Below are 22925 nucleotides of genomic sequence, written 5' to 3' on the forward strand. Positions count from 1 at the left end.
ATAACTTACCTGATAAATTTCCGGCCTTGCCCGGGCCCGTCCGGAGCAGGGGCAAGGCCGGTTCCCCGAACCTGTCAGCGCGGGTCGCGCTCGAACAGGGCGATGGACTCAACATGGGTGGTGTGCGGGAACATATCCATCACACCGGCGCGCACCAGCCGGTAGCCGTTACGCACCAGGACACCGGCATCCCGGGCCAGGGTGGCCGGGTTGCAGGACACATAGACAATCCGGTTGGCGCCAAAGGCGGTCAGGTACTTGCAGATATCCTCGGCACCGGAGCGGGGCGGGTCGATCAGGATCTTGTCGAAACCTTCCTTCGCCCAGCCCTGGCCGGTGAAGTCGCCGTGCAGGTCAGCCCCGAAAAACTCCACATTATCCAGGCCGTTCAACCGTGCATTTTCCCGGCCACGAACCACCATGGCATCGTCGCCTTCCACACCCACAACCTGGCCACCCTTGCGGGCCAGTGGCAGCGTAAAGTTACCCAGGCCACAGAACAGGTCCAGCACCCGCTCGCCAGGCTGGATATCCAGCCACTCAACCGCCCGGTGCACCATGTCCCGGTTGATACCGGCATTCACCTGGGTGAAGTCCATGGGGTGGAACTGCATGGTCAGGTCGAATTCATCCATGCGGTAGGCCAGGCGTTCGTCGTCCCGGCCGGCCGATTCCGGCCAGACCCGGTGCACGGTGTCCGGGCCCTTCGGCTGCAGGTAGATATGCAAGCCGTGGGCCTGGCCAAAGGCAATCAGCTTTTCCCGGTCTTCCGGCACCAGGTCGTCCATGTTACGGAACACCATGGCGGCAACGTCGTCGCCACAGGCCACTTCCACCTGGGCGATGCGGTCAAACGCGGCCATGCCGTGCAGTAGCTCCCGCAGCGGCGTGATGCGCTTGCCGATGCGCGGGTCCAGCACCGCACATTCGCTAATGTCGGTCAGGAAGCTGTTGCGCTTTTCCCGGAATCCCACCAGCACCGATTCCCGGGCCTTTACGTAACGTACCCCGAGCCGGGCCTTGCGGCGGTATCCCAGGGTATCCGGTGAACGCATGGGCTCGATCCACTGCTCCGGCTCTATGCCCCCGAAATGGGCAAAGTGCTCCCGCAGGGTGTCTTCCTTGAACCGGATCTGGGCATCGGCGCTCATATGCTGCAGGCTGCAGCCGCCGCACAGGTCGGCAAATTCGCAGGGGGGCTGCTGGCGGTCAGGGGCAGCTTCCAGCACTTCCAGGGTGCGCAGCTCGTCGAACTTGCTGCGGGTGCTGACCATCTTTGCCATCACCGTTTCCCCGGGCAGGGCGCCGTCCACAAACTGGACTTTGCCGTCGGTTCGGGCGATGCCACGGCCATCATGGCCGAGGGATTCAATTTCACAACGCACGGGTTCTTGCGGCAGAACCTTGCGGCGGCGCTTACTCATATTGGCTGGTCTCTTGAAGATTAACGATTCAGGCGCCCGGGAATACACCGGTAGACAGGTAACGGTCTCCGCGGTCACAGATAATGGCCACGATCACCGAGTTTTCAACCTGGCCAGACAGCTTGAGCGCAGCCGCAATGGCCCCGCCCGAAGACACACCACAGAAGATGCCTTCTTCACGGGCCAGGGCCCGCATGGTGTCTTCTGCTTCCTGCTGGCCGATGTCCAGCACCTGGTCTACCCGGGCGGCATCGTAGATTTTTGGCAGATAGGCTTCCGGCCAGCGCCGGATACCGGGAATGGAGGCGCCGTCTTCCGGCTGCAGCCCGATAATCCGGACATCCGGGTTGCGCTCTTTCAGGTAACGGGACACGCCCATGATAGTGCCGGTGGTGCCCATGGAGCTGACAAAGTGAGTCACCTTGCCCTGAGTCTGTTCCCAGATTTCCGGGCCGGTGCTGCGATAGTGGGCCAGGGGATTATCCGGGTTGCTGAACTGGTCCAGCACCTTGCCCTTGCCTTCGGCTTCCATACGGATTGCCAAATCCCTGGCGCCTTCCATGCCCTGGTCACGGGTAACATTCACCACTTCCGCACCATAGGCACGCATGGAGGCCCGGCGTTCTTCGCTCAGGTTATCGGGCATGATCAGCACCATCCGGTAGCCCTTGATGGCTGCGGCCATGGCCAGGGCGATACCGGTGTTGCCGGAGGTGGCTTCAATCAGGGTATCACCCGGCTGGATTTCACCCCGGCGCTCTGCTTCCTGGATCATGCTGATGGCGGGCCGGTCTTTCACCGAACCAGCCGGGTTATTACCCTCCAGCTTGGCCAGGATGACATTGGAGGTATTGCCCGGTATCCGCTGCAAACGAACCAGTGGCGTGTGGCCGACATAATCTTCAATGGTGGGGAAAATCATACGCAAACCCTGTGATACACTTTCGGCTTTGAATCATACGCGGGATGGCGGCCACAGTCATTCCGATCCGGATCATCTATGCTGACAGGGAAGTACCCGGTATTGGCTGCCAACACAGCACCGGGCTCGTAAGACTGACGGGAACACAGTATGCGGCGTTGGGGCATTCGAAAAAAAGTTCTGGTGGTGACCCTCGTTCCCACCCTTCTGACCACCCTGTTGCTGGGCCTGTTCTTTACCTACAGCTGGGTGAAGAACATCGAAAACCTGCTGAACGACCGGGGCGAATCCCTGTCCCGCCAGCTGTCTGCCGGTGCCGAGTATGGCCTGTTTACGGCCAACCGCAGCCTTCTGAGCAGCCTGTCCACGGCACTGCTGGAAGAGCAGGATGTCCGCTCCATCACCTTCTTCGACCGGGACGGCCAACGCCTGCTGCACAGCGGCCCCGGCAGCACCGAAACCATCCCGGCCTCGGCCCTGGGCTCGGAAAGACCGGTCAAACTGAGTTCAGACAGCAGCACCCGCTTCGTCACCCCGGTGTACCTGCAAGACCTGATGATCGAAACCATGCTCGACCCGGACGCCCGGGAATCCGCCACCGGGCTGGCCGAGCCCCTGGGCTGGGTGGCCGTAGAGATGTCCCATATCCGCACCGAAAAAGAAACCTACCAGGCGCTGCTGATCTCCCTGATGCTGGTGGTTGGCGGCGTGCTGCTGAGCCTGCTGGTTTCCCTGCGCCTGAGCCGGGCCTTTACCGACCCTGTATTCCAGCTGAATGAAGCTGTGGCCAAGCTCAAGGAAGGCAAGCTGGATACCCGGGTATACACCCGGGCCGGGCCGGAGTTTGAACAGCTGGAATCCGGCCTGAACGAGATGGCGTCGGAGCTGAGCCAGGCCCAGGCAGAAATGCAGCAGAACATCGACCAGGCCACCGGAGACCTTCGGGAAACCCTGGAGACCATCGAAATCCAGAACATCGAACTGGACTTTGCCCGCAAAGAGGCGCTGGAAGCCAGCCGGATCAAATCGGAATTCCTGGCCAACATGTCCCACGAAATCCGCACGCCGCTGAACGGCATTATCGGCTTCACCGAATTGCTACTGAAAAGCCCTTTGCCAAGGCAGCAGCGGGACCACCTGAACACCATTCGCAAGTCGTCGGAAATCCTGCTGACCATCATCAACGACATTCTGGACTTCTCGAAAATCGAAGCTGGAAAACTGATCCTGGACCGCGTGCCCTTCCAGCTGCGGGATATCGTGGAAGAAGTAATGGTCATGCTGGCACCGGCGGCCCACGCCAAGAACCTGGACCTGGTTCCGCTGGTCTATAACGACGTGCCGGACAACATCATGGGCGACCCGCTCCGGGTCAAGCAGGTGATCACCAACCTGGTCAACAACGCCATCAAGTTCACCCAGACCGGCGAAGTCGTGCTGCGCGCCAGCCTTGAAGACGAAGACAAGGAAGCCAACCGGGTCACCCTGCGCCTGAGCGTAACCGACTCCGGGGTGGGGCTGTCCCGGGCCCAGCAGCAATCCCTGTTCAACGCCTTCAGCCAGGCTGATGCCTCCACCGCCCGGCAGTATGGCGGTACCGGGCTGGGGCTGGCGATTTCCAAGCGCCTGGTCGAAGAAATGGGCGGTGAAATCGGCCTGGAAAGCGAACTGGGCCGGGGTTCGACTTTCTGGTTCACACTGACACCGGAACTGTCCGTCACCGGCGAAGGTTCTTTCTCCAGGGAGGCTCTGAAAGGCGAGCGGATTATCTATCTGGAGCACCAGAAAACCACCGGACTTGCAGTGGAACACCTGCTGCGGGAATGGGGCGTGGCGGTTGACCGGGTGGCCTCGCCCGGCGCCCTGATGGAACAGGTAGAAGAAGCCCAGCGCCGCCAGGAAGGCTATGCCGTTGTCCTGCTCGGCATTACCCGGCACCTGCTAAACTCCAGCCAGTATTGCAGCCTGGTGCGCAGCCTGGAGGTGGAGCGGGACTGCCGCACCCTGCTGCTGACACCCACCCTGGAGACCCACGACCTGCCGCTGTCCGGGCTGGCCAGCGGTCACCTGACCAAGCCGGTGTGCCGTGATCCCCTGTATGACGAATTACTGCTGCTGATTCACGGAATCCATACCGGCAGGGGCACCCTGCCCCAGCCCGTGCCCGGCACAAGAACCTCCGGCGCCGGCCGGGTGCCGCGCATCCTGGCGGTGGATGATAACGAGGCTAACCTGAAGCTGGTAATGACCCTGCTGAAAGATTGCCGCCTGGATGCCGAGAGCGCCTCCAGCGGCTTCGAAGCCCTGACCAAGGCCCGGCAGAAGCCCTTTGACCTGGTGTTCATGGACCTGCAAATGCCAGGCATGGACGGGGTGGAAACCACCGCCCGTATCCGGGCCCTGGATTCCGGCTCCCATCAAACGCCGATCATTGCCCTGACCGCCCATGCCCTGGCCGACGAACAGGAAAAACTGGCCAAGCAGGGTTTTGACGGCTACATGCCCAAGCCTATCAGCAGCGCCCAGCTGATTGAACTGGTACGGGAATTTACGGGCTACGAGTGCTCCGGCAGCCAGCCCAGGTTCAAGATTTCCGAGGTGCGGGATACCCGGCGCGGTCTGCGGCCGTCTAACCGCCGGACGCACCAGGATTGCGTAAGTATTGACGAGAGTATTCAGCTGGCCGCCGGCAAGGCTGACCTGGCGGAGGAGCTGTTCAGCATGCTACTGGAACAGCTGCATACCGACAGCAAGGCCATCCCCGAGCTATGGGAAAAGCAGCAACTGGATGTTCTGCTGGAGTGTGTACACAAGCTCCACGGCGCCACCCGCTATTGTGGCGTTCCGGAGTTGCGCACAGCCACCAACCGGTTTGAAACCGCCCTGAAGTGCCAGGCCCAGGACCTGGAAATCCAGAAAGACCAGCTGCTGGCCGCGATGGCCCGGCTGCAGGACTGGAGCGAGCAGACCGACTGGCAGCAACTGTTCCGGGAACAGCACCAGCCGGCCACCAGCCCGCAAGCCTAGCGGCGTACGCTATCCAGAATCGCCCGCATATCACGCACGGCCTCTTTCAGGCCGGTAAACACGGCGCGGGCAATAATGGCGTGGCCGATATTCAGTTCATTGATGCCCTGAATGGCCGCCACCCGCTCGGTGTTATGGTAATGCAGGCCATGGCCGGCGTTGACGATCAGTCCCTTCTTGCGGGCATAGGCCACGGCATCCGCCAGAATCCGGAAAGAGGCATCCGCCTGCTCCGGGGTTTCTGCCTCGGCATATTCGCCGGTGTGCAGTTCCACCACCGGCGCACCACAGCGCACCGCAGCGTCAATCTGGACCGGGTCCGGATCAATAAACAGTGACACTTCTGCGCCGATTTTCGCCAGCCGTTCACAGGCCCGGGCCACCCGGTCTTCCTGGCCATCCACATCCAGCCCGCCTTCGGTGGTCAGCTCTTCCCGCTTTTCCGGTACCAGGCACACACACTCCGGCCGCACCTGTTCGGCAAAGGCCAGCATGGCATCGGTCACCGCCATTTCCAGATTCATCTTGGTCTGCAGCACTTCTTTGAGCAGCAATACGTCCCGGTCCTGGATATGCCGGCGGTCTTCCCGGGGGTGAATGGTGATGCCGTCTGCGCCGGCTTCCTCCGCCACCAGTGCGGCCTGCACCGGGTCCGGATAACGGGTACCCCGGGCCTGGCGAAGGGTGGCCACGTGGTCGATATTCACTCCGAGCAACACTCTGGGGTTCATTACGTTCTCCCTGAAGACGAAACCGTCTGGCTGAAAAGATTGCGGCTGTGCAGGGGCTTACCCTGCAGAAGGTAGTCTACCAGTACACGCATCACCCGCTTGGCGGTTTTGCGGCTGGCCTCACTGGTGTAGTCACCGGCAGCGAGGGCTATCAGCACCTCCCCGGGCAACTGGTTCAGACGGGCATCCCGGCTGGCCGCCGACACAATGCCCTGGGCCGGGTCGTACCCGTATACCTGGCCGGCGCTGACCGGCAAGCCGGTATCGGTGGCCTGGTCCCAGGCAAAGTCATAGCCCAGCGCGGAACAGAACTCCCGCTCGAAGCGACGCAGCAAGGGCTCCAGTTCACCCCGGCCGGCCAGGCCGGTCAGGGCTTGCAGAGTATCGATATAGCTGGCGAACAGGGTGGGATAAGGATCGGCAACCGGCAAGACCCGTTGCAGCAACTCGTTGATGTAAAGGCCACTGTAGAGCGACAGGGTCTGCCTGAGCAACGGTGCAGAGCGCACTTCCAGCTGCACCAGGGTTTTCAGGTCACTGCGGCCGGTCCAGTCGACCAGCAAAGGCTGAAACGGCTGCAGCTGGGCCTTGAGGGGGCTTTTTGCACTGTTGGCACCCCGGGCAACCAGGCTCATGCGGCCATGGTTGAGGGTGAACAGGTCTACCAGCAGGGCGGTTTCCCGCCAGGGCCGGCGGTGGATCACATACGCCGGCTCCTGCTGCACAGCTCCCTTCGAGGCCACCATGGCGGCCTCAGAAGTCGCTCATGCCCAGACTTTTCAGGGCCCGGTCGCTGTCTGCCCAGCCCCGCTTGACCTTGACCCACAGCCGCAACATCACCTTGCAGCCGAACATCTTCTCCATATCCATACGGGCATCCTGGCCAATCTGGCGCAGGCGCTCGCCCTTATCACCGATGATGATTTTCCTCTGGCCTTCACGCTCGACCAGGATCAGGGCTGAAATATGCAAGGTTTTGCCCTGATGCTTGAACTCTTCAATTTCGACTGCCACGGAATACGGCAATTCCGCACCCAGTTGCCGGGTGATTTTCTCACGCACCATTTCCGAAGCCATGAAACGCTCGCTGCGATCCGTAATCTGGTCATCCGGATAGAAATGCACACTCGCCGGCAGATACCGGCCCACCGCTTCTTCCAGTGGTTTCAGGTTGGTCTCTTTCAGGGCCGACAGCGGAATAATCTCGGCGAATTCCCGCTTCTTCGACAGCGTTTCCAGATGTGGCAGCAGCAAATCCCGCTTCTCGATCTTGTCGACCTTGTTAACCGCAAGGATGACCGGGCACTTCAGGCGCTTCAGCTTTTCCAGCACCATCTCGTCGGCGCTGGTCCAGGCGAGCTGGTCCACCACAAACACCACAACGTCTACATCGATCAGGGCCGATGTCGCAGCCTTGTTCATGTAGCGGTTCAGGGCCCGGGGCTCTTCTTCGTGCATGCCCGGGGTGTCTACATAGATGGCCTGCACCGGACCCACGGTCTTGATGCCCAGCACCTGATGGCGCGTGGTCTGGGGTTTGCGGGAGGTAATACTCAGCTTCTGGCCGAGAATATGGTTCAGCAACGTGGACTTGCCCACGTTGGGGCGCCCCACGATGGCTACGAAGCCACAACGGCTGTCCGGATTCTCCGGGCGGGTAATATCATTCATCAGTCGTTCTCCACGCCCAGTTGTTTCAGGGCACTGCGGGCGGCCTGCTGTTCAGCAATACGGCGACTGCTGCCGGTGCCGGAGGTTTTCCGATCCAGTGACGGCAGGGCGCAGGACACATGGAAGGTCTGGTTGTGGGCTTCGCCGTCCACGGAAATCACTTCATACCGGGGTAACGGGAACTGCCGGGACTGCAGGTATTCCTGCAACCGGGTTTTCGGATCTTTCTGGGTATCCTGGATATCCAGTTTCGCCAGCCGCTCCTTGAACCAGCGCAGCACCTGCTCGCGGCAGGTGTGAAAATCACTGTCCAGATAAATGGCCCCGATGATGGATTCCACGGCATCCGCCAGGATGGACTCCCGGCGATAACCACCGCTTTTGAGTTCACCGGAACCCAGGCGCAGGTACTGGCCGAGCTGGAACTCCCGGCCGATTTCCGCCAGGGTCACGCCTTTGACCATGCGTGCCCGGAGGCGACTCAGCTGGCCTTCCCGGGCTTTTTCGAAGTGGAGGAACAGGTGTTCGGCGATCACCATATTCACGATAGAATCGCCCAGAAACTCCAGCCGCTCATTGTTCTGGTTGCCGTAGCTTCGGTGGGTCAGCGCCAGCAGCAACCGTTCAGGCTCCCTGAACTGGTAGCCGATCCGGCGCTGTAACTGATCAAGATCTGGTTGTGAACTCACTTGCCCTCTAACTCATACTCGTGCTGGAAATGAACAATGCTGTCCACATTCCCGATGATATTGTTGCGAACCTCATAGTCCACCTTGATCACCACAAACTCACCGTTCTTTTCCACAGTGATGTTCTTGGCATCGAAGCCCCGGACGTTATTGACGCTCAAGCGTTTGTTGATCAGTGTGCGTACCTGTGCCGGCCCCATCTGCTCAAGGCCTTCGGTACCTTCCAGGCTTTCCAGTGCTTCCTGGATGGTAATGTCATCAATGTAGGCCGGCCCGATCTTGATCGCCAGGGTGAGCAGCGCACCGAAGAACAGCGCGATGATCATCATGGCCAGTGCGCCGCCTTGCTGCTTTTTCAGGCCTGCAGGAGTTTTGTTATTCATTCTTTTCTGTCTCCGGAACAATGGATTACTCAATAGAGCCTACTCGATCAAAAGATGGCAGACTTGTCAGCGATTTCCAGTGCATCCAGATTGCAAAGGCCTTGCCCACCACCAGGTCGTCCGGCACGGTGCCCCAGAATCGGCTGTCGTTACTGTTGTCGCGATTGTCGCCCATAACAAAGTAATGCCCTTCCGGCACCACCCATTCGCCCTCACCGGTACCGCTCACACGGCCCATGGTCAGGTACACATCATGCTCTACCGGCCCCAGCTGCTCGCGCCAGCGTTCCATCGGCGGCAGACGCGCCACAAAGTCCCGGGCCACCGGCTCGTTGTTGATGAACAGCTGCTTGTTACGGTAGCGGATATGGTCACCCGGAAGGCCGATCACCCGCTTGATGTAGTTGGTGGAACCGTCTTCAGGGTAACGAAACACCATCACATCGCCCCGCTCCGGATCGCCGATTTCAACAACCTTGGTACCGGCAACCGGCAGGCGCAGGCCGTAGGCATACTTGTTGACCAGGATGAAGTCGCCCACTTCCAGGGTGGGCAACATGGAACCCGAGGGAATCTGGAACGGCTCAACCAGGAATGACCGTAGCACCAGCACCACGGCCAGCACCGGAAAGAACGACCGGCTGATATCTACCAGCCAGGGTTCGGCCGGTGCTTCCTCGGCGGGGGCATCCTCTGCCCCCGCCGCGGCCAGGCGCCGCTTCTTCAAAACCAGTTTGTCGGCAAGCCAGATCACACCGGTTACCAATGTCAGAACTACCAGTACCAGTGGAAAATCAATGTCCATCCGGGCGCCTTAGTTTTAGTTATCGACTTTCAACACGGCAAGAAACGCTTCCTGAGGCACCTCGACATTGCCCAGCTGCTTCATACGTTTTTTACCTTCCTTCTGCTTCTGAAGCAGTTTCTTCTTACGGCTGACGTCACCACCGTAACACTTGGCCGTTACGTTCTTGCGCAGGGCCTTAACGGTTACCCGGGACACCACCTGGGTGCCGATCGCAGCCTGGATGGCGATATCGAACATCTGCCGCGGAATCAGCTCTTTCATCTTTTCGACAAGCTGCCGGCCCTTGCGGTGGGCCAGGTCTTTGTGAACGATCAGGGCCAGGGCATCTACCCGCTCGCCGTTGATCAGCACATCCAGCCGCACCAGGTTGGCCGTCTGGAAACGCACAAAGTGGTAATCCAGTGAGGCAAAGCCCCGGCTCGCTGACTTGATGCGATCGAAGAAATCCATCACCACTTCCGCCATGGGCAACTCATAGCTGACCTGCACCTGGGTGGACATAAAGTGCATGTTCTTCTGAACGCCGCGCTTTTCCTCGCACAGGGCAATCACGTTACCCAGGTGTTCCTGGGGCACCAGGATATTGGCCTCTACGATCGGCTCGCGCATTTCCTCGATGGAGCCAATATCCGGCAGCCGGGACGGGTTGTCCACCGACAGGGTCTCACCCTGCTTGGTGACCACTTCGTAGATAACCGTGGGCGCGGTGGTAATGAGGTCAATGTCATACTCCCGCTCGAGTCGCTCCTGGATAATCTCCATGTGCAACATGCCCAGGAAGCCACAGCGGAAGCCGAAGCCCAGGGCATCGGAGTTTTCCGGCTCGAAAAACAGCGAAGCATCGTTCAGGGTCAGCTTTTCCAGGGCATCCCGGAAATCGTCGTAATCATCGGCGCTGACCGGGAACAAACCGGCGTACACCTGCGGCTTCACTTTCTTGAAGCCCGGCAGCATCGGGGTTTCTTCAGCAAACTTCTGGTGCACGATGGTGTCGCCCACCGGTGCCCCGTGAATGTCCTTGATGCCCGCCACCACGAAGCCCACATCGCCGGCTTCCAGGACATTGGTATCGGTAGGCTTCGGGTTGAAAATACCGACCTTGTCCGCGTTCCACGCTTTCTTGGTGGACTTGATGACAATCTTGTCGCCCTTGCGCAGCACCCCTTCGGTGACCCTCACCAGTGACACAACACCCAGGTAGTTATCAAACCAGGAGTCGATGATCAGCGCCTGCAGCGGTGCACTGCGATCCCCTTTGGGGGGTGGAATCTTCTTGATCAGGTCTTCCAGCACATCCTCGACGCCCAGGCCGCTCTTGGCGCTGCAGCGCACGGCGTCAGTGGCGTCGATTCCGATAATGTCCTCGATTTCGGCGGCTACCCGGTCGGGCTCGGCCTGCGGCAGGTCCATCTTGTTCAGGACCGGGACAACTTCCAGCCCCTGCTCGATGGCGGTGTAACAGTTGGCCACAGACTGGGCCTCGACACCCTGCCCGGCATCCACCACCAGCAGCGCGCCTTCGCACGCATACAGTGAGCGGGACACCTCGTAGGAAAAATCCACGTGGCCAGGGGTATCGATAAAATTCAGCTTGTAGGTTTCACCATCTTTGGCGGTGTAGTTGAGCGTTACGCTCTGGGCCTTGATGGTGATGCCCCGTTCCCGTTCGAGGTCCATGGAGTCCAGGACCTGTTCGGCCATTTCACGGTCCGTCAGGCCACCGCAAATCTGGATAAAGCGGTCCGCCAGCGTGGATTTACCGTGGTCGATGTGGGCAATAATGGAAAAGTTACGGATTCGGCTCAGTTCAGTCACAGACAATGATTACTCATATAAGACGTAGGATTGAGCCCGGAGGGGCCGCTACCGGGATCCGGGAACGGCGTGATTTTACCGGTTACCGGCCGTCATTGCCATGATCAGGAAATCAGCGGCTTCTCGTACTGGCGAATCAGGAACCCGATCAGGGCATCTTCGTCCAGCGGATAGCTGAACAGGTTACCCTGCCCCTGGGCACAACCGGCGGATTTCAGGAAGTTAAGCTGCTGCATGGTTTCCACCCCTTCCGCCACAACGGTCAGGTGCAGCTGGTGCGCCAGGGCGATAACGGCCGAGGCTACGTCGGTAGCGCTGACATTGTAGGGAATGTCCCGGATAAACCGGTGATCAATCTTGATCACGTTCAGCGGTAACTGCTGCAGGGCAGCCAGAGAGCAGGAACCGGTGCCGAAGTCGTCCAGGATCAGGCACACACCAAGATCACTCAACGACACCAGCAACTCCCGCACCAGTCTCGGGTCTTCATTGAGCAACTCGGCAGGCATTTCCAGCTCCAGCCGGTCCGGTGATACCCCGGTTTCAGTAATCACCCGGCGCATCAGGTCCGGGAAACCGGAATCTGTGAGCTGCCGTACCGAGAAGTTCACCGCCATTTTCAGGGATTCAAAGCCCGCCCGCTCCAGCGCCTGCACCTGGATGCAGGCCTGGCGCAGGGCGAGCTCACCGAGCCGGATGATCAGGCCGGTTTCCTCGGCCAGGCTGATAAACTGCTGCGCCGATACCAATCCCTTTTCCGGATGATGCCAACGCAGGAAGGCCTCTACCCCGATTACCCGCTGGCTGGCCAGGTCCAGTTTCGGCTGGTAATGCAGCACAAACCGGTCACCTTCCAGGGCGGTTGCCAGCTCTTCCTGCTGCAACAGCCGCCTGGCCGCCTTGATATTCATCGCCGGGGTAAAGAACTGATAGGTGTTGCGGCCGACTTCCTTGGCCCGGTACATGGCCAGGTCTGCGTATTTCATCAGGGTGCCGGCATCTTCGCTGTCGTCGGGAATCATGGTTATCCCGATACTGACGGTTACTCCTACCTCGTGTTCGTTCAGGCGGATACGCTGGCAAAGCCGGCGCAGAATCGACTCGGCGACCCGCCCTGCAGCGTCAGAATCGCTAATACGCGAAAGCAGTACCACAAATTCGTCACCACCCAGCCGCGCCACCGAATCTTCTTCCCGGACACAGCCCTGCAGCCATTGAGCCACCTGGCACAGCAGTTCGTCACCGGCGTCATGGCCCAGGGTGTCGTTGATTCGCTTGAACCCGTCCAGGTCCAGGAACATCAGGGTGGCCGGCTCACCACTGCGCCGGCAACGGCGCACCACATGGTCCAGTCGATCCCGGAACAGCTGCCGGTTTGCCAGCCCGGTCAGCGGATCGTAGAAGGCCAGGCGATGCAATTCTGACTGGGCCGCCTTCAGCTGGGTAAGGTCCCGCAGGCTGAGCACAACGCCATTCACCCCGGGAACCGTCAGCATGGCGGTGTAGGTGCCCTCCATATCGCGCCAGCGGCTTTGGGCATCCCGTATCCTGGCCCGCACCACCGGCATCTGCTTGCCCGGCTCTGCCATGGCATCCTTGAAACCGCGCTTCAGGGCCGACCAGTCGTCAGCATGCACCAGCTGTTCAAACTCCAGCTGATCAACGGCGTCCGGATCAAAGCCCAGAATATCCTTGCTGGAGGGGCTGGCATACAGGGCATGGCCCTCTTCATCCAGGACCAGCGTTACGTTGGCAGCCCCCTCGGTAATGGCCCGGTAACGGCCGGCGCTGGCCTGGGCAATCATCCGCGAACGGATCAGGGCGAGGGCAAACAGCCAGAGTAACAGGCTGATGGCCAAGCCGGAGCCCAGCACAATCGGCGGGCGCGCGTCAGAGGCCAGGTAATCAAAGGCCGGGGTAGAGCGGGTTTGCAGCAACCAGTCCCGGCCACCGAGCGACACGGTCTGGCTCATTTCAAAACTGAAATCGTTTTCCAGGGAACCGAGGTTGGAGCCGTACATCAGGGTGTCGCGGGACACTACGCCGTTATCGTAGATGCGAACGTCCAGGAACGGGGAGATCAGCCCGACAATGCCGTCAAACAGACTGTTCATACGAAAGGCACTGAACACATAGCCCGCCAGCATCATGCGTCGCTCGGCCCGGATTTCCGGCACCTCACCGCCCTGAAAAACCGGGTAATACATGAGAAAGCCGGCCTGGTCTTCATCAACCGATTCCTGCACCAGCACCACCTTGCCGGTAACCATAGGCACTGCGGCATCCCGCGCCCGCTCCATGGCACTCCGGTGCACCGGGTCACTGAACGCATCGTACCCCAGTGCCCGCCGGTTCCTGTCGGTACCCGGCTCCATATACACCATGGGGTAATAGTAGGGCCCCTTGCCCAGCGGCCGGACCAGGTAATCGTATATCCCCTGGGCCCGCACCGAAGAGATGTGATCCGCCATCTGTCGCACGCCAATGCGCTCGACAAAACCGATACCCTCAATGCCCGGGTAGTAACGGTTGATGTCCACTTTATTGACGTACTCGCTCCACTGCTCTCGGGTAACGCGGCCACTGACAGCGAACAGCCCGGCGCTGCCGGCCAGCACCTGCTCGTAATTGAGCAAACGCTCTTCAATGGCAGTTCTCAGCTGAAGGGACTGGGTACGGAAGCGGGCCTCGGTGCGATCTTCCACCAGGCGGATGGATAATTGCCAGAGCAGAATGGTGGCAATGACTGAAACCAGGAACACGCCCCAGGCAACCCAGGCGTTCCGGAATTTCAGCAACTTACGGAGGGGGAGTTCCTTTTTTGTCATCATTTCCGGCGATCCGTGCCATAGCCATCGTTATTATCGGTCGAAAAAGTATAGCAAAAGCCCCTGAGCGTGTCGTGAACCACGTCAGGGGCTTTGTGAGCTGTCGAACGCCAGCGATCAGGTCAGGGCTTCATCACCAGGTAGATAGCCCGGCCCTGGCGCACGATGCGTACCGAAACGGCCCGGTTATCCGGCAGGCCCGCCACCACCTTGCGGAACTCGTCAACCGAACGCACCTGCTTGCGGTTGATTTCGGTGATGATATCCCGTGGGCGAATTCCGGCCTCGTAGGCAGCGCCCTGGCCAACACCGGACACCAGCACCCCACCGTCGACGCCCGCTGCCCGGGCCATTTCATCATTCAGCGACTCGACCGCCAGCCCCAGGGGGTTGGCGCCGCTGTTCCCGTTGCTGCCTACTTCCGGGCTGGCTGCGGTTTCACCGTCTTCCGGCAAGCGACCGATTTCGACATCCAGGTCCATCTCCCGGCCTTCGCGCAACACGGTCAACCGGGCCGACTCGCCCACCGCAGTGCGACCCACCATGGGCGGCAGGTCTGAGGAACGCTGGACAGCTTCGCCATTGAACTCGAGGACAATATCGCCAGACTGCAGGCCACCGCTTTCAGCGGGAGAGCCTTCCATCACTTCAGCAATCAGGGCACCGCGGGGGCGCTTCAGGCCAAAACTCTCGGCCAGGTCTCGGTTTACTTCCTGGATCAACACACCCAACCAGCCCCGGGCCACACTGCCTTCGTCCCGGATCTGGCGAAATACGCTCATGGCATCGTCAATGGGAATGGCAAACGATACCCCCATGAAGCCACCGGAGCGGGTGTAAATCTGGGAGTTGATGCCGACAACCTCACCATCCAGGTTGAACAGCGGCCCGCCAGAGTTGCCGGGGTTGATGGCAACGTCGGTCTGGATAAACGGCACATAGTTTTCAGATGGCAGGGAGCGGCCAAGCGCGCTGACAATGCCCGCAGTTACCGTGTAGTCGAACCCGAACGGCGATCCGATGGCAAACACCCACTCACCGACCTTGAGATCCTGAGAACGACCAACACTGACCACCGGCAGGTCATCACCGTTGTCGATTTTCAGCACTGCCATGTCAGAGCGTGGATCTGTGCCTACGATAACCGCCTTGAACTCCCGGCGATCATTCAGGCGCACGATCACTTCGTCTGCACCCTCCACCACGTGGTTATTGGTCAACACGTAGCCGTCTTTGGAAACAATGAAACCGGAGCCCATGGAACGGCTGGGCTGCGGGGAATGGGGAGACCCGCCAAACGGCGACTGGGGGCCACGGAAGAAATCCTGCAGGAACGGGGGCAGCTGCTCGAACTGGCGTTCGTCGAAGGGCATACCCTGGAAGCGGGAGCCGCTGCTTTGCGGATCCGTTGTGGTGCTTATGTTGACCACGGCACTGGAATTTTCCTCCACCAGCTCGGTGAAGTCCGGCAAGCCGCGGGCCGCCAGGTCCTGACTCCAGAATACCGACACCAGTGCTGACAACATCAGCAGTGCGCCCAGCACCGGCCAGGGCTTCAGGACCGGGGACAACCGGGCAGCTTTTGTGTTTGTTCTCGACATCTACAACCCCCTGTTATGACTGTGATACAGCGTTAATTCTGGGGTCAGGCCTCTGATTTTCAACTTAAAAAACGGTAGGACTCAGAGACAGTTCACCGTTGCGATACGGTTGACCCTCACAAGGCGCGGTTCAAACCGGTCACCGGAGCCGGACTGCCAGTGTCTGACTGCGACAAAGCCCGCAGCCAGGCCCGCCAGCGCGCCGGTAATCGCGACAAGGTCCGTCGCCCCCAGCCACCGATAGGCCCCGATACTGCCCAGCACCATCAGCACAAGGGGCAGCCCGTATACCGCCAGCGAAGCGGTCAGCACCGATTGCTCATCCACTCCGATCACCACTTCATCGCCCACCCGGGCATCCACGGTGTTGGCCACCAGTATCTGGTTTGCACGCCCACCGGATACAGACGCCAGTGCCCGCTGGCCGCAACCGGAGCGGGCCGAACAACTCTGGCAGGCGCTGGTGCGGATAGTCTGCACCCAGGCCCGGTCGCCCTTGAGGGCAACCACTTTGCCGGTTTCAGTGATCATCGTTCAGACACCAGGCCAAGGGCGCCGTCAATTTTCACACCATCGGCCACCTTTCGTGCCGTGGCTGGCGGGATCTCTCCCACCACCGCGATCAGGAACGCACGTTCATTTACTGCCACCTCACGCATATATACGGTGGTAGCACCGATTCTGGACGCCCCGGTGGGCATTTTCAGCCGGCCCATGGGTTCAACAAATACCGAAAACGCCGCCAGGCCATCAGAGAAAGCAACTGCCTTGCCCTTGCCGGAACGAGGCGCTGCTGCGGGCTCAAAGCCCTCGGGGCGCCAGTTCAGGGTCCAGCCGTTCATGCGCGCTATCATCGATTGCCGGGGTTGGCCGGCGTCGTCGAGCGTGCGGGTAATTTCCCGGCCCCGGGTCTGCACTTCGAACTCTTCATCGGGAATGTCGCCGGTTATGTCCAGGTTGGTGAACTGGAAATGCTCCAGCACCTCACCGTCAGCGTTGCGCACATGGCTTTTCACCAGCAGAGCCGTTTCTTTCTCCAGCCACAACCGGTGGCTGTAACGATCGCTGTCTCGGGCGGTCAGGGCCACGGTAACCACATCGTATCCCGCCACCCGGTCTTCACCGATCAGTTCCGGCTGATACCATTGCCCGAAGGGCATCAACTGGCTGGTAAAGGCCTCGGCAAACGGGCCGGAGGGAATGACTTCTTCCAGGCTGATCCGGCCACGATCCGGCAACACGCACACTACATTCATGCCTTTGCGGACAATCTCTCCGCTGCCACCGTCCTGCATCACCAGGCGCTCTTCCACCCGGCCGTTCCGGTAGCGGTGGGCGATGCGCATAGAGTGAACCCGGTCGCCCCGGGCATAAACAAACACACCGCGATAAGACGTCATATTCAGGGCCGGGCCCATGCGCTCCAGCCAGGCCATGGCCGGGTCCGGATCAGCGGGCGACTCGTCGGCCTTTACCGGCTGCATGGCAAAAAGCAATACCAGAACTGTCACCAGCGCAGTACCCACCAACCTGACATTAATGCCAACCGGAACCATCATTGAAACTGCTCCAAACTCAATAACCGCCGCTGGCACTGACCAGGCGTGCATAGCCTACCGAACCGCGCCCGGCGCCCACGCTGTTGTGCTGCGCATGCTCAAGCAGATACTGGCGCATCTGCTGCAGTTGTTCTTCATCCAGGCGCTGCAGGGCCACCTCTTCCACAGCCGATGGTAAGGCAACCGGTGCAACCGCACCCTGCCCCGCGATGGCTGCGGGAACGTCACCCGGTCGGGAATCCCAGCCGGCACCGGCACCAAAGCCGACCACCAGCGCCATCACTACCATGGCAGCGACCGGCATGTGCCAGCGCCGGCGCGGCGACCGGGCAACCTCACTGGCAGCTACCTCGCGGCGGCTCCGGCCATCAAGCTGCTCACGCACAGCAGAGGCGATATCCAGGCCTTCCGCCGGGCCGTGGTTTTCGTGCATCAGATCCCGGACCTGCTGCCAGCGCTGCCATTGATCCCGGACTTCGTCCTGGTTGGCATGGGACAACAAGCGCCGAACCGACAGTTCATCCGCTTCGTCGTCCATCATCGCTGACAGGGTCTCTCTGAGACGATCATCCATCAGGTGCAACCTCGTTTATATCTCTGAATGATTCAGCAGCGGCGCCAACTGGCGATCCACTGCATCCCGCGCCCTGAATATCCGGGAACGAACGGTTCCTATCGGACACTCCAGAATCCGGGCAATGTCTTCGTAGCTCAGGCCGTCATACTCTCTGAGCAGAAACGCAGACCGAAGTTCCTCCGGCAAACCGGCGATGGCTTCGGTCAGGGCTTTCTGTAATTGCTCCCGCTGCAGCAGCCGCTCTGGCGAGGCGACGTCGCGCAGGCGACTGCCATCATCAAAGTTTTCGGCTTCGGCAGCATCGGCCGAGCCCTGAGGTCTGCGCCCCCGGGCTTCAAGGTAGTTTTTGGCGGTGTTAACAGCAATCCGGTACAACCAGGTATAGAACGCACTGTCGCCCCGGAAACGGTCAATCGCCCGGTAGGCTTTGACAAAGGTTTCCTGGGCCAGATCCATGACTTCCTGGCTGTCGTAGACATAGCGGCTGATAATAGAGGCCACGCGCGACTGGTATTTCACCACCAGCAGGTCGAAGGCCGCACGGTCGCCGTTACGGACCTTGCGTACCAATTGCAGGTCCGTCTGGCTGTCGGACTGCTCACCGGGATTCCAGTCTTTATCAGGTGTCATGGACGAAACAGCAGTGTGTCCCCTGTTGCTGGCCACTGGCTTTCTGGCCTTGGCAAGATTTGCTTGAGTCATTGGGCATTTTCCTGCGTTCGTTCAGGCCAAATAGACAGCAAGCGCAAAGTTTAGTTCAATACACGTCCACATTATGGCCCGCGACATCGACTCAATGCCACAGTCCTACGAATACGACGTTCTCATTATCGGCAGCGGCGCTGCCGGCCTGACCGTAGCGCTCAACCTGCCGGAACACCTCAGGGTGTGCGTGGTCAGCAAGGCCGACATCAGTTCGGGCGCCACACTCTGGGCCCAGGGCGGCATTGCGGCAGTGCTCGACGATACCGACTCGGTGGAAAACCACATACAGGACACCCTTAACGCCGGCGGTGGCCTGTGCCACGAAGACGCCGTGCGCTTTACCGTGGAGCACAGCAAGGAAAGCATCGAGTGGCTGATTGAATCCGGTGTCGAGTTCACCCGCCAGGACGATGGCGCCGACTACCACCTGACCCGTGAAGGCGGGCACAGCCACCGGCGCATCCTCCATGCCGCCGATGCCACCGGCCATGCGGTATCCACCACCCTGGCCAGCCAGGCTGCGGCGCGCCCGAATATCGACCTGAAATCCGGCCGGGTGGCGGTAGACCTGATCACCAACCGCAAACTGGCCTTGCCGGGCAACCGCTGCGTGGGCGCCTATATCCTGAACCTGGAAGACAACCACGTGGAACTGTTCCGGGCCCGGTTTACCGTGATTGCCACCGGCGGCTCCTCCAAGGCTTACCGGTACACCACCAACCCGGACGGTGCTTCCGGCGATGGTATTGCCATGGCCTGGCGGGCCGGCTGCCGGGTCGCCAACATGGAATTCAACCAGTTCCACCCTACGTGCCTGTACCACCCGCACGCCAAGTCATTCCTGATTACCGAAGCCGTTCGCGGTGAAGGTGGTGTACTGAAGCTGCCAGACGGCAGCCGGTTTATGGACCGTTTCGACAAACGCGCCGAGCTGGCGCCCCGGGACATCGTCGCCCGGGCCATCGACCATGAAATGAAGCGCCTGGGTGCAGACCACCTGTACCTGGACATCAGCCACAAACCGGCAGACTTCATCAAGCACCACTTCCCGACCATTTACGAGAAGTGCCTGGGCTTTGGCATCGACATCACCAGGGAGCCTATTCCGGTGGTGCCTGCGGCCCACTACACCTGTGGTGGCATTGTCAGCGACGAACGCGCCCGCACCGACATCAACCAGCTCTATGTGGTGGGGGAAGCAGCCTTCACCGGCCTGCACGGCGCCAACCGCATGGCCAGCAACTCCCTGCTGGAATGCCTGGTGTACGGCCGCGCCGCCGCTGCCGATATCACCCGCCGGGAATCGGATATTCCGGCACCGCCCGCAGCACCGGACTGGGATGAAAGCCAGGTACGGGATTCCGATGAAGACGTTGTGATCTCCCACAACTGGGACGAACTTCGCCACTTCATGTGGGACTACGTGGGCATTGTACGCACCACCAAGCGATTACAGCGGGCCAAGCACCGGGTCGACCTGCTGTCCCGGGAAATCGGCGAGTTCTACAGCAATTACCGGGTAACCAATGACCTGATCGAGCTGCGTAACCTGGTTACCGTAGCAGACCTGATCATCTGCTCGGCCCTGCAACGCAAGGAAAGCCGGGGCCTGCACTACACACTGGACTACCCGGGCATGCTGAACGATCCGCAAGACACGGTCCTGGTACCCACCACCTATCGCACGCTGTCTCCCTGACCGGGAGATTCCATTCTGTTTTCAAGGCAATCGACTATGTCTGACACCAACGCATCCAACGACCATACCGACTTTCACCGCCTGTGGTGGCACAGCCGCCGGGGCATGCTCGAGCTGGATGTACTGCTGCTGCCGTTTCTGGAAGAAGCCTACCGGGATCTCGATCCGGAAGACCAGGAGCGCTATCGCAAGCTGCTGAGCTGCGAAGACACCGACATGTTCGAGTGGTTCATGCAGCGCAGCAAGCCGCAGGACCCGGATCTGCAGCGGATCGTGGAGATCATCCTGAACCGTGTCCAGCCGGATTGAACTGAGACTTTCCCCTTCACGGGCGGCCGGCATACTGGCTGCCCTGCCCTGGCTGGTACTGATGGTGTTCAGCCTCGTCGCTGCCCCGGCCAGCAGTCTTTGGCTGCTGTTGCTGCTGGCGCCTGCAGGGATCATGGCTGTTCGCCAGTTCCAGCGTTGCGGGCTGTTACAGGGCCCTGGCGCCATTGTTGCCCTGCAATCTGACGCCGACACCCTCACCTGCCAGCTGGCAAACGGGGAAACCCGCACTGTAAGAATCTGCGGTTCGAGCAGCCTCGGCGCCTCCTTCCTGGCCTTGAAACTTCGCCCTGCAGACACCACGTCCAGAACTATGTTTGTACTGGTTCTCGGTGCCAGCTCCCTGTTTGGCGCCAACGCCCCGGAGACCGATTTTCGCCGGTTACGGATGTGGCTGAGAGCCGGCCGGCCAACAACGGCTTAACGAATTTTCCACCCTATTGCGGAGAGCTTTATGAACAACCGCCCCACCACCGCCAACCAACATGGTTACGCGGTGCTTGAGCACAGGGTCATGGTCCGCATCAGCGGCCCGGGCACCGACAAGTTTGTTCAGGGCCAGTTTTCCCAGCACGTGGACGACGTTACCCCCCAACAATCACGCCGGGCCGCAGCCAGCACGCCAAAAGGCCGCGCCTACTGCCTGACCCGCCTGGTGCGGGACCAGCAGGACCTGCTGATGGACCTGGACCGGGAACTGTCAGACGCCACCCTGGGCCAGCTGAAGAAATACCTGATGCTGTTCCGCGGTACCCGCATGGATGTCGTAGAGCAGGCCCGGATTATCGGCCTGCTGGGCCAGGAGGCCGCCGTGGCGGTTGCCGGAGACAACGCCGCCACACTGGGCAGCCCGGGCGATATAGTGGCTACAGAGAACGGCTACCTGATCCGCATTGAGGACAGCGCCGGGGCTTTACCCCGATACGAATGGTGGCTACCGGAAGGTGCTGCCGAATTACCCGAAGCGCTTCCCGAGCTGACCATAAACGACTGGAACGCCGCCAGCATCGCCGCCGGCGTGCCCTGGCTGACACCAACCACCGTGGAAGCCTACGTACCGCAAATGCTGAACCTGCAGCATCTTCAGGGCGTGCATTTCAAGAAAGGCTGCTATACCGGGCAGGAAGTGATCGCCCGCATGCATTTCCTCGGCCAGCTGAAGAAGAGCCTGTACAGGCTAGCCTTTACCGGCTGCACCCAGGCGCCTGAAGCTGGCAGCAACCTGCTGGCAGGCGACAAAAAGGCCGGGGATGTGGTCAATGCAGTGATGACCTCAGACAACGGGGGCGAGCTGCTGGCCGTTCTGCGCCATGATGCGGACAAGTCGGCACTGAGCCTGGAAGGTAACGACTCCTGCCAACTCGAAGTGCTCGACTTGCCCTACCCGGTACCGGAGCGGGAAGCTGATCCGGCAAGCTGATTATTGCTTGCCGTAACGCTGTAGCAATTCGGCCTTCGGTGGCAGGCTCCAGTCGATCGCAGGCCGGTTCCGGCTGAGCAGCCAGTCATTGGCCCGGGAGAAGTGACTGCAGCCGAAGAAGCCCCGGTAGGCACTCAGGGGCGACGGATGCGGCCCTTCCAGCACCAGGTGACGGTTGCGATCGATATGCCGGCCTTTCTTGCGGGCGTAGCTGCCCCAGAGCAGGAACACCACATCGTCGCGCTCGCGATTGATGGTTTCGATCACCTTATCGGTAAAGGTTTCCCAGCCTTTGCCCTGATGGGCGCCAGCATTGCCCTGCTCCACGGTCAGTACCGCATTCAGCAAAAGCACACCCTGCCCAGCCCAGGTTTGCAGGCAGCCGTGATCGGGCCGCGGGTGGCCAAGATCCGTTTCAATTTCCTTGAAGATATTCACCAGGGACGGTGGCGGAGGCACATCCGGCCGGACCGAAAAACACAGGCCATGGGCCTGGCCGGGGCCGTGGTAGGGATCCTGCCCCAGAATCACCACGCTCACTTTATCCAGCGGCGTGCTGTTCAGGGCGTTGAAACACAGATGTCTTGGCGGAAACAGCACCTTGCCGGCCTGTTCCTCGGCGGCCAGGAACTCGGCCAGTTGCCGCATGTAGGGCTGACGGAACTCGTCCGCCAGCCACTGGTCCCAGCCGCGACCGGGCTTCAGTTGCTGAGCCAGTGCCTCGGCGGGGTGCATGGCC

General features: G+C 60.5%; 21 protein-coding genes. 5 read left to right on the forward strand and 16 right to left on the reverse strand.

What is annotated here, in order from left to right; all coding sequences use genetic code 11:
* Positions 1-74: 74 nt before the first annotated feature.
* Positions 75-1424, reverse strand: coding sequence for a 23S rRNA (uracil(1939)-C(5))-methyltransferase RlmD (rlmD, locus tag AC13DJ_RS11595; protein WP_482933053.1), 1350 nt, complete (start codon positions 1422-1424; stop codon positions 75-77).
* A gap of 28 nt (positions 1425-1452) precedes the next feature.
* Entirely contained in the window at positions 1453-2346 is an 894-nt protein-coding gene (gene cysM / locus AC13DJ_RS11600; RefSeq protein WP_022988872.1) for a cysteine synthase CysM, read from the reverse strand.
* Between the two features lie 150 nt (positions 2347-2496).
* On the opposite strand from cysM, the gene AC13DJ_RS11605 reads away from it, so the two are divergent.
* Entirely contained in the window at positions 2497-5373 is a 2877-nt protein-coding gene (locus tag AC13DJ_RS11605; RefSeq protein ID WP_022988873.1) for an ATP-binding protein, read from the forward strand.
* Here the strand turns inward: AC13DJ_RS11605 and pdxJ are convergent.
* The 13 genes from pdxJ to rpoE all read right to left on the reverse strand — a co-directional run bounded on the left by pdxJ (position 5370) and on the right by rpoE (position 18737).
* Positions 5370-6104, reverse strand: coding sequence for a pyridoxine 5'-phosphate synthase (pdxJ, locus tag AC13DJ_RS11610; protein WP_022988874.1), 735 nt, complete (start codon positions 6102-6104; stop codon positions 5370-5372). The two genes, AC13DJ_RS11605 and pdxJ, sit on opposite strands and share 4 nt — an antisense overlap.
* A complete protein-coding gene (gene recO / locus AC13DJ_RS11615; RefSeq protein ID WP_058340288.1) occupies positions 6104-6850 on the reverse strand; it encodes a DNA repair protein RecO in 747 nt (248 codons plus the stop codon). Before recO ends, pdxJ begins: the two co-directional genes overlap by 1 nt.
* Before the next feature lie 7 nt (positions 6851-6857).
* Positions 6858-7775, reverse strand: a complete 918-nt coding sequence (gene era, locus AC13DJ_RS11620) for a GTPase Era (protein WP_482933054.1) — start codon at positions 7773-7775, stop codon at positions 6858-6860.
* Complete coding sequence (gene rnc / locus AC13DJ_RS11625; protein ID WP_036219388.1) at positions 7775-8464, reverse strand: ribonuclease III; 690 nt, start codon at positions 8462-8464, stop codon at positions 7775-7777. The genes era and rnc overlap by 1 nt, the downstream gene beginning before the upstream one ends.
* Complete coding sequence (locus tag AC13DJ_RS11630; RefSeq protein ID WP_058340289.1) at positions 8461-8847, reverse strand: DUF4845 domain-containing protein; 387 nt, start codon at positions 8845-8847, stop codon at positions 8461-8463. The genes rnc and AC13DJ_RS11630 overlap by 4 nt, the downstream gene beginning before the upstream one ends.
* Before the next feature lie 25 nt (positions 8848-8872).
* The gene (lepB, locus tag AC13DJ_RS11635; RefSeq protein WP_289102242.1) at positions 8873-9652 is read right to left on the reverse strand and encodes a signal peptidase I; all 780 of its coding nucleotides are present in this window, start codon (positions 9650-9652) and stop codon (positions 8873-8875) included.
* Positions 9653-9667: 15 nt separating this feature from the next.
* A complete protein-coding gene (lepA, locus tag AC13DJ_RS11640) occupies positions 9668-11470 on the reverse strand; it encodes a translation elongation factor 4 (protein WP_289102241.1) in 1803 nt (600 codons plus the stop codon).
* Between the two features lie 104 nt (positions 11471-11574).
* On the reverse strand, positions 11575-14301 hold the full coding sequence (locus tag AC13DJ_RS11645; RefSeq protein WP_476130933.1) for an EAL domain-containing protein: 2727 nt from the start codon (positions 14299-14301) through the stop codon (positions 11575-11577).
* A 119-nt stretch (positions 14302-14420) separates the two neighbouring features.
* Complete coding sequence (locus AC13DJ_RS11650; RefSeq protein ID WP_482933060.1) at positions 14421-15824, reverse strand: DegQ family serine endoprotease; 1404 nt, start codon at positions 15822-15824, stop codon at positions 14421-14423.
* Between the two features lie 156 nt (positions 15825-15980).
* On the reverse strand, positions 15981-16430 hold the full coding sequence (locus tag AC13DJ_RS11655) for a SoxR reducing system RseC family protein (protein WP_058340294.1): 450 nt from the start codon (positions 16428-16430) through the stop codon (positions 15981-15983).
* On the reverse strand, positions 16427-17458 hold the full coding sequence (locus tag AC13DJ_RS11660; RefSeq protein WP_482933055.1) for a MucB/RseB C-terminal domain-containing protein: 1032 nt from the start codon (positions 17456-17458) through the stop codon (positions 16427-16429). Before AC13DJ_RS11660 ends, AC13DJ_RS11655 begins: the two co-directional genes overlap by 4 nt.
* Before the next feature lie 16 nt (positions 17459-17474).
* Positions 17475-18032 (reverse strand): sigma-E factor negative regulatory protein, encoded by a 558-nt coding sequence (locus AC13DJ_RS11665; RefSeq protein ID WP_058340452.1) that lies wholly within the window; start codon positions 18030-18032, stop codon positions 17475-17477.
* 15 nt (positions 18033-18047) lie between these two features.
* Positions 18048-18737: an RNA polymerase sigma factor RpoE gene (gene rpoE / locus AC13DJ_RS11670; protein WP_036219391.1), complete on the reverse strand. Its 690-nt coding sequence runs from the start codon at positions 18735-18737 to the stop codon at positions 18048-18050.
* Between the two features lie 94 nt (positions 18738-18831).
* Between rpoE and nadB the strand changes: the two genes are divergently transcribed.
* From nadB to ygfZ, 4 genes are read left to right on the forward strand one after another with little or no spacing between them, the layout of a single operon-like run.
* Positions 18832-20439 carry an L-aspartate oxidase gene (gene nadB / locus AC13DJ_RS11675; RefSeq protein ID WP_474540122.1) on the forward strand — a complete coding sequence of 536 codons (1608 nt, stop codon included), beginning with the start codon at positions 18832-18834 and terminating at the stop codon, positions 20437-20439.
* Between the two features lie 36 nt (positions 20440-20475).
* Entirely contained in the window at positions 20476-20748 is a 273-nt protein-coding gene (locus tag AC13DJ_RS11680; protein WP_058340296.1) for an FAD assembly factor SdhE, read from the forward strand.
* The gene (locus AC13DJ_RS11685) at positions 20732-21190 is read left to right on the forward strand and encodes a hypothetical protein (RefSeq protein WP_474540123.1); all 459 of its coding nucleotides are present in this window, start codon (positions 20732-20734) and stop codon (positions 21188-21190) included. The genes AC13DJ_RS11680 and AC13DJ_RS11685 overlap by 17 nt, the downstream gene beginning before the upstream one ends.
* Before the next feature lie 30 nt (positions 21191-21220).
* On the forward strand, positions 21221-22186 hold the full coding sequence (ygfZ, locus tag AC13DJ_RS11690; RefSeq protein WP_474540124.1) for a CAF17-like 4Fe-4S cluster assembly/insertion protein YgfZ: 966 nt from the start codon (positions 21221-21223) through the stop codon (positions 22184-22186).
* Here the strand turns inward: ygfZ and ung are convergent, their stop codons facing one another.
* The gene (gene ung / locus AC13DJ_RS11695) at positions 22187-22921 is read right to left on the reverse strand and encodes a uracil-DNA glycosylase (RefSeq protein ID WP_474540125.1); all 735 of its coding nucleotides are present in this window, start codon (positions 22919-22921) and stop codon (positions 22187-22189) included. It lies immediately after the preceding gene.
* Positions 22922-22925 lie beyond the last annotated feature (4 nt).

This window comes from Marinobacter sp. L-46 (assembly GCF_056859535.1).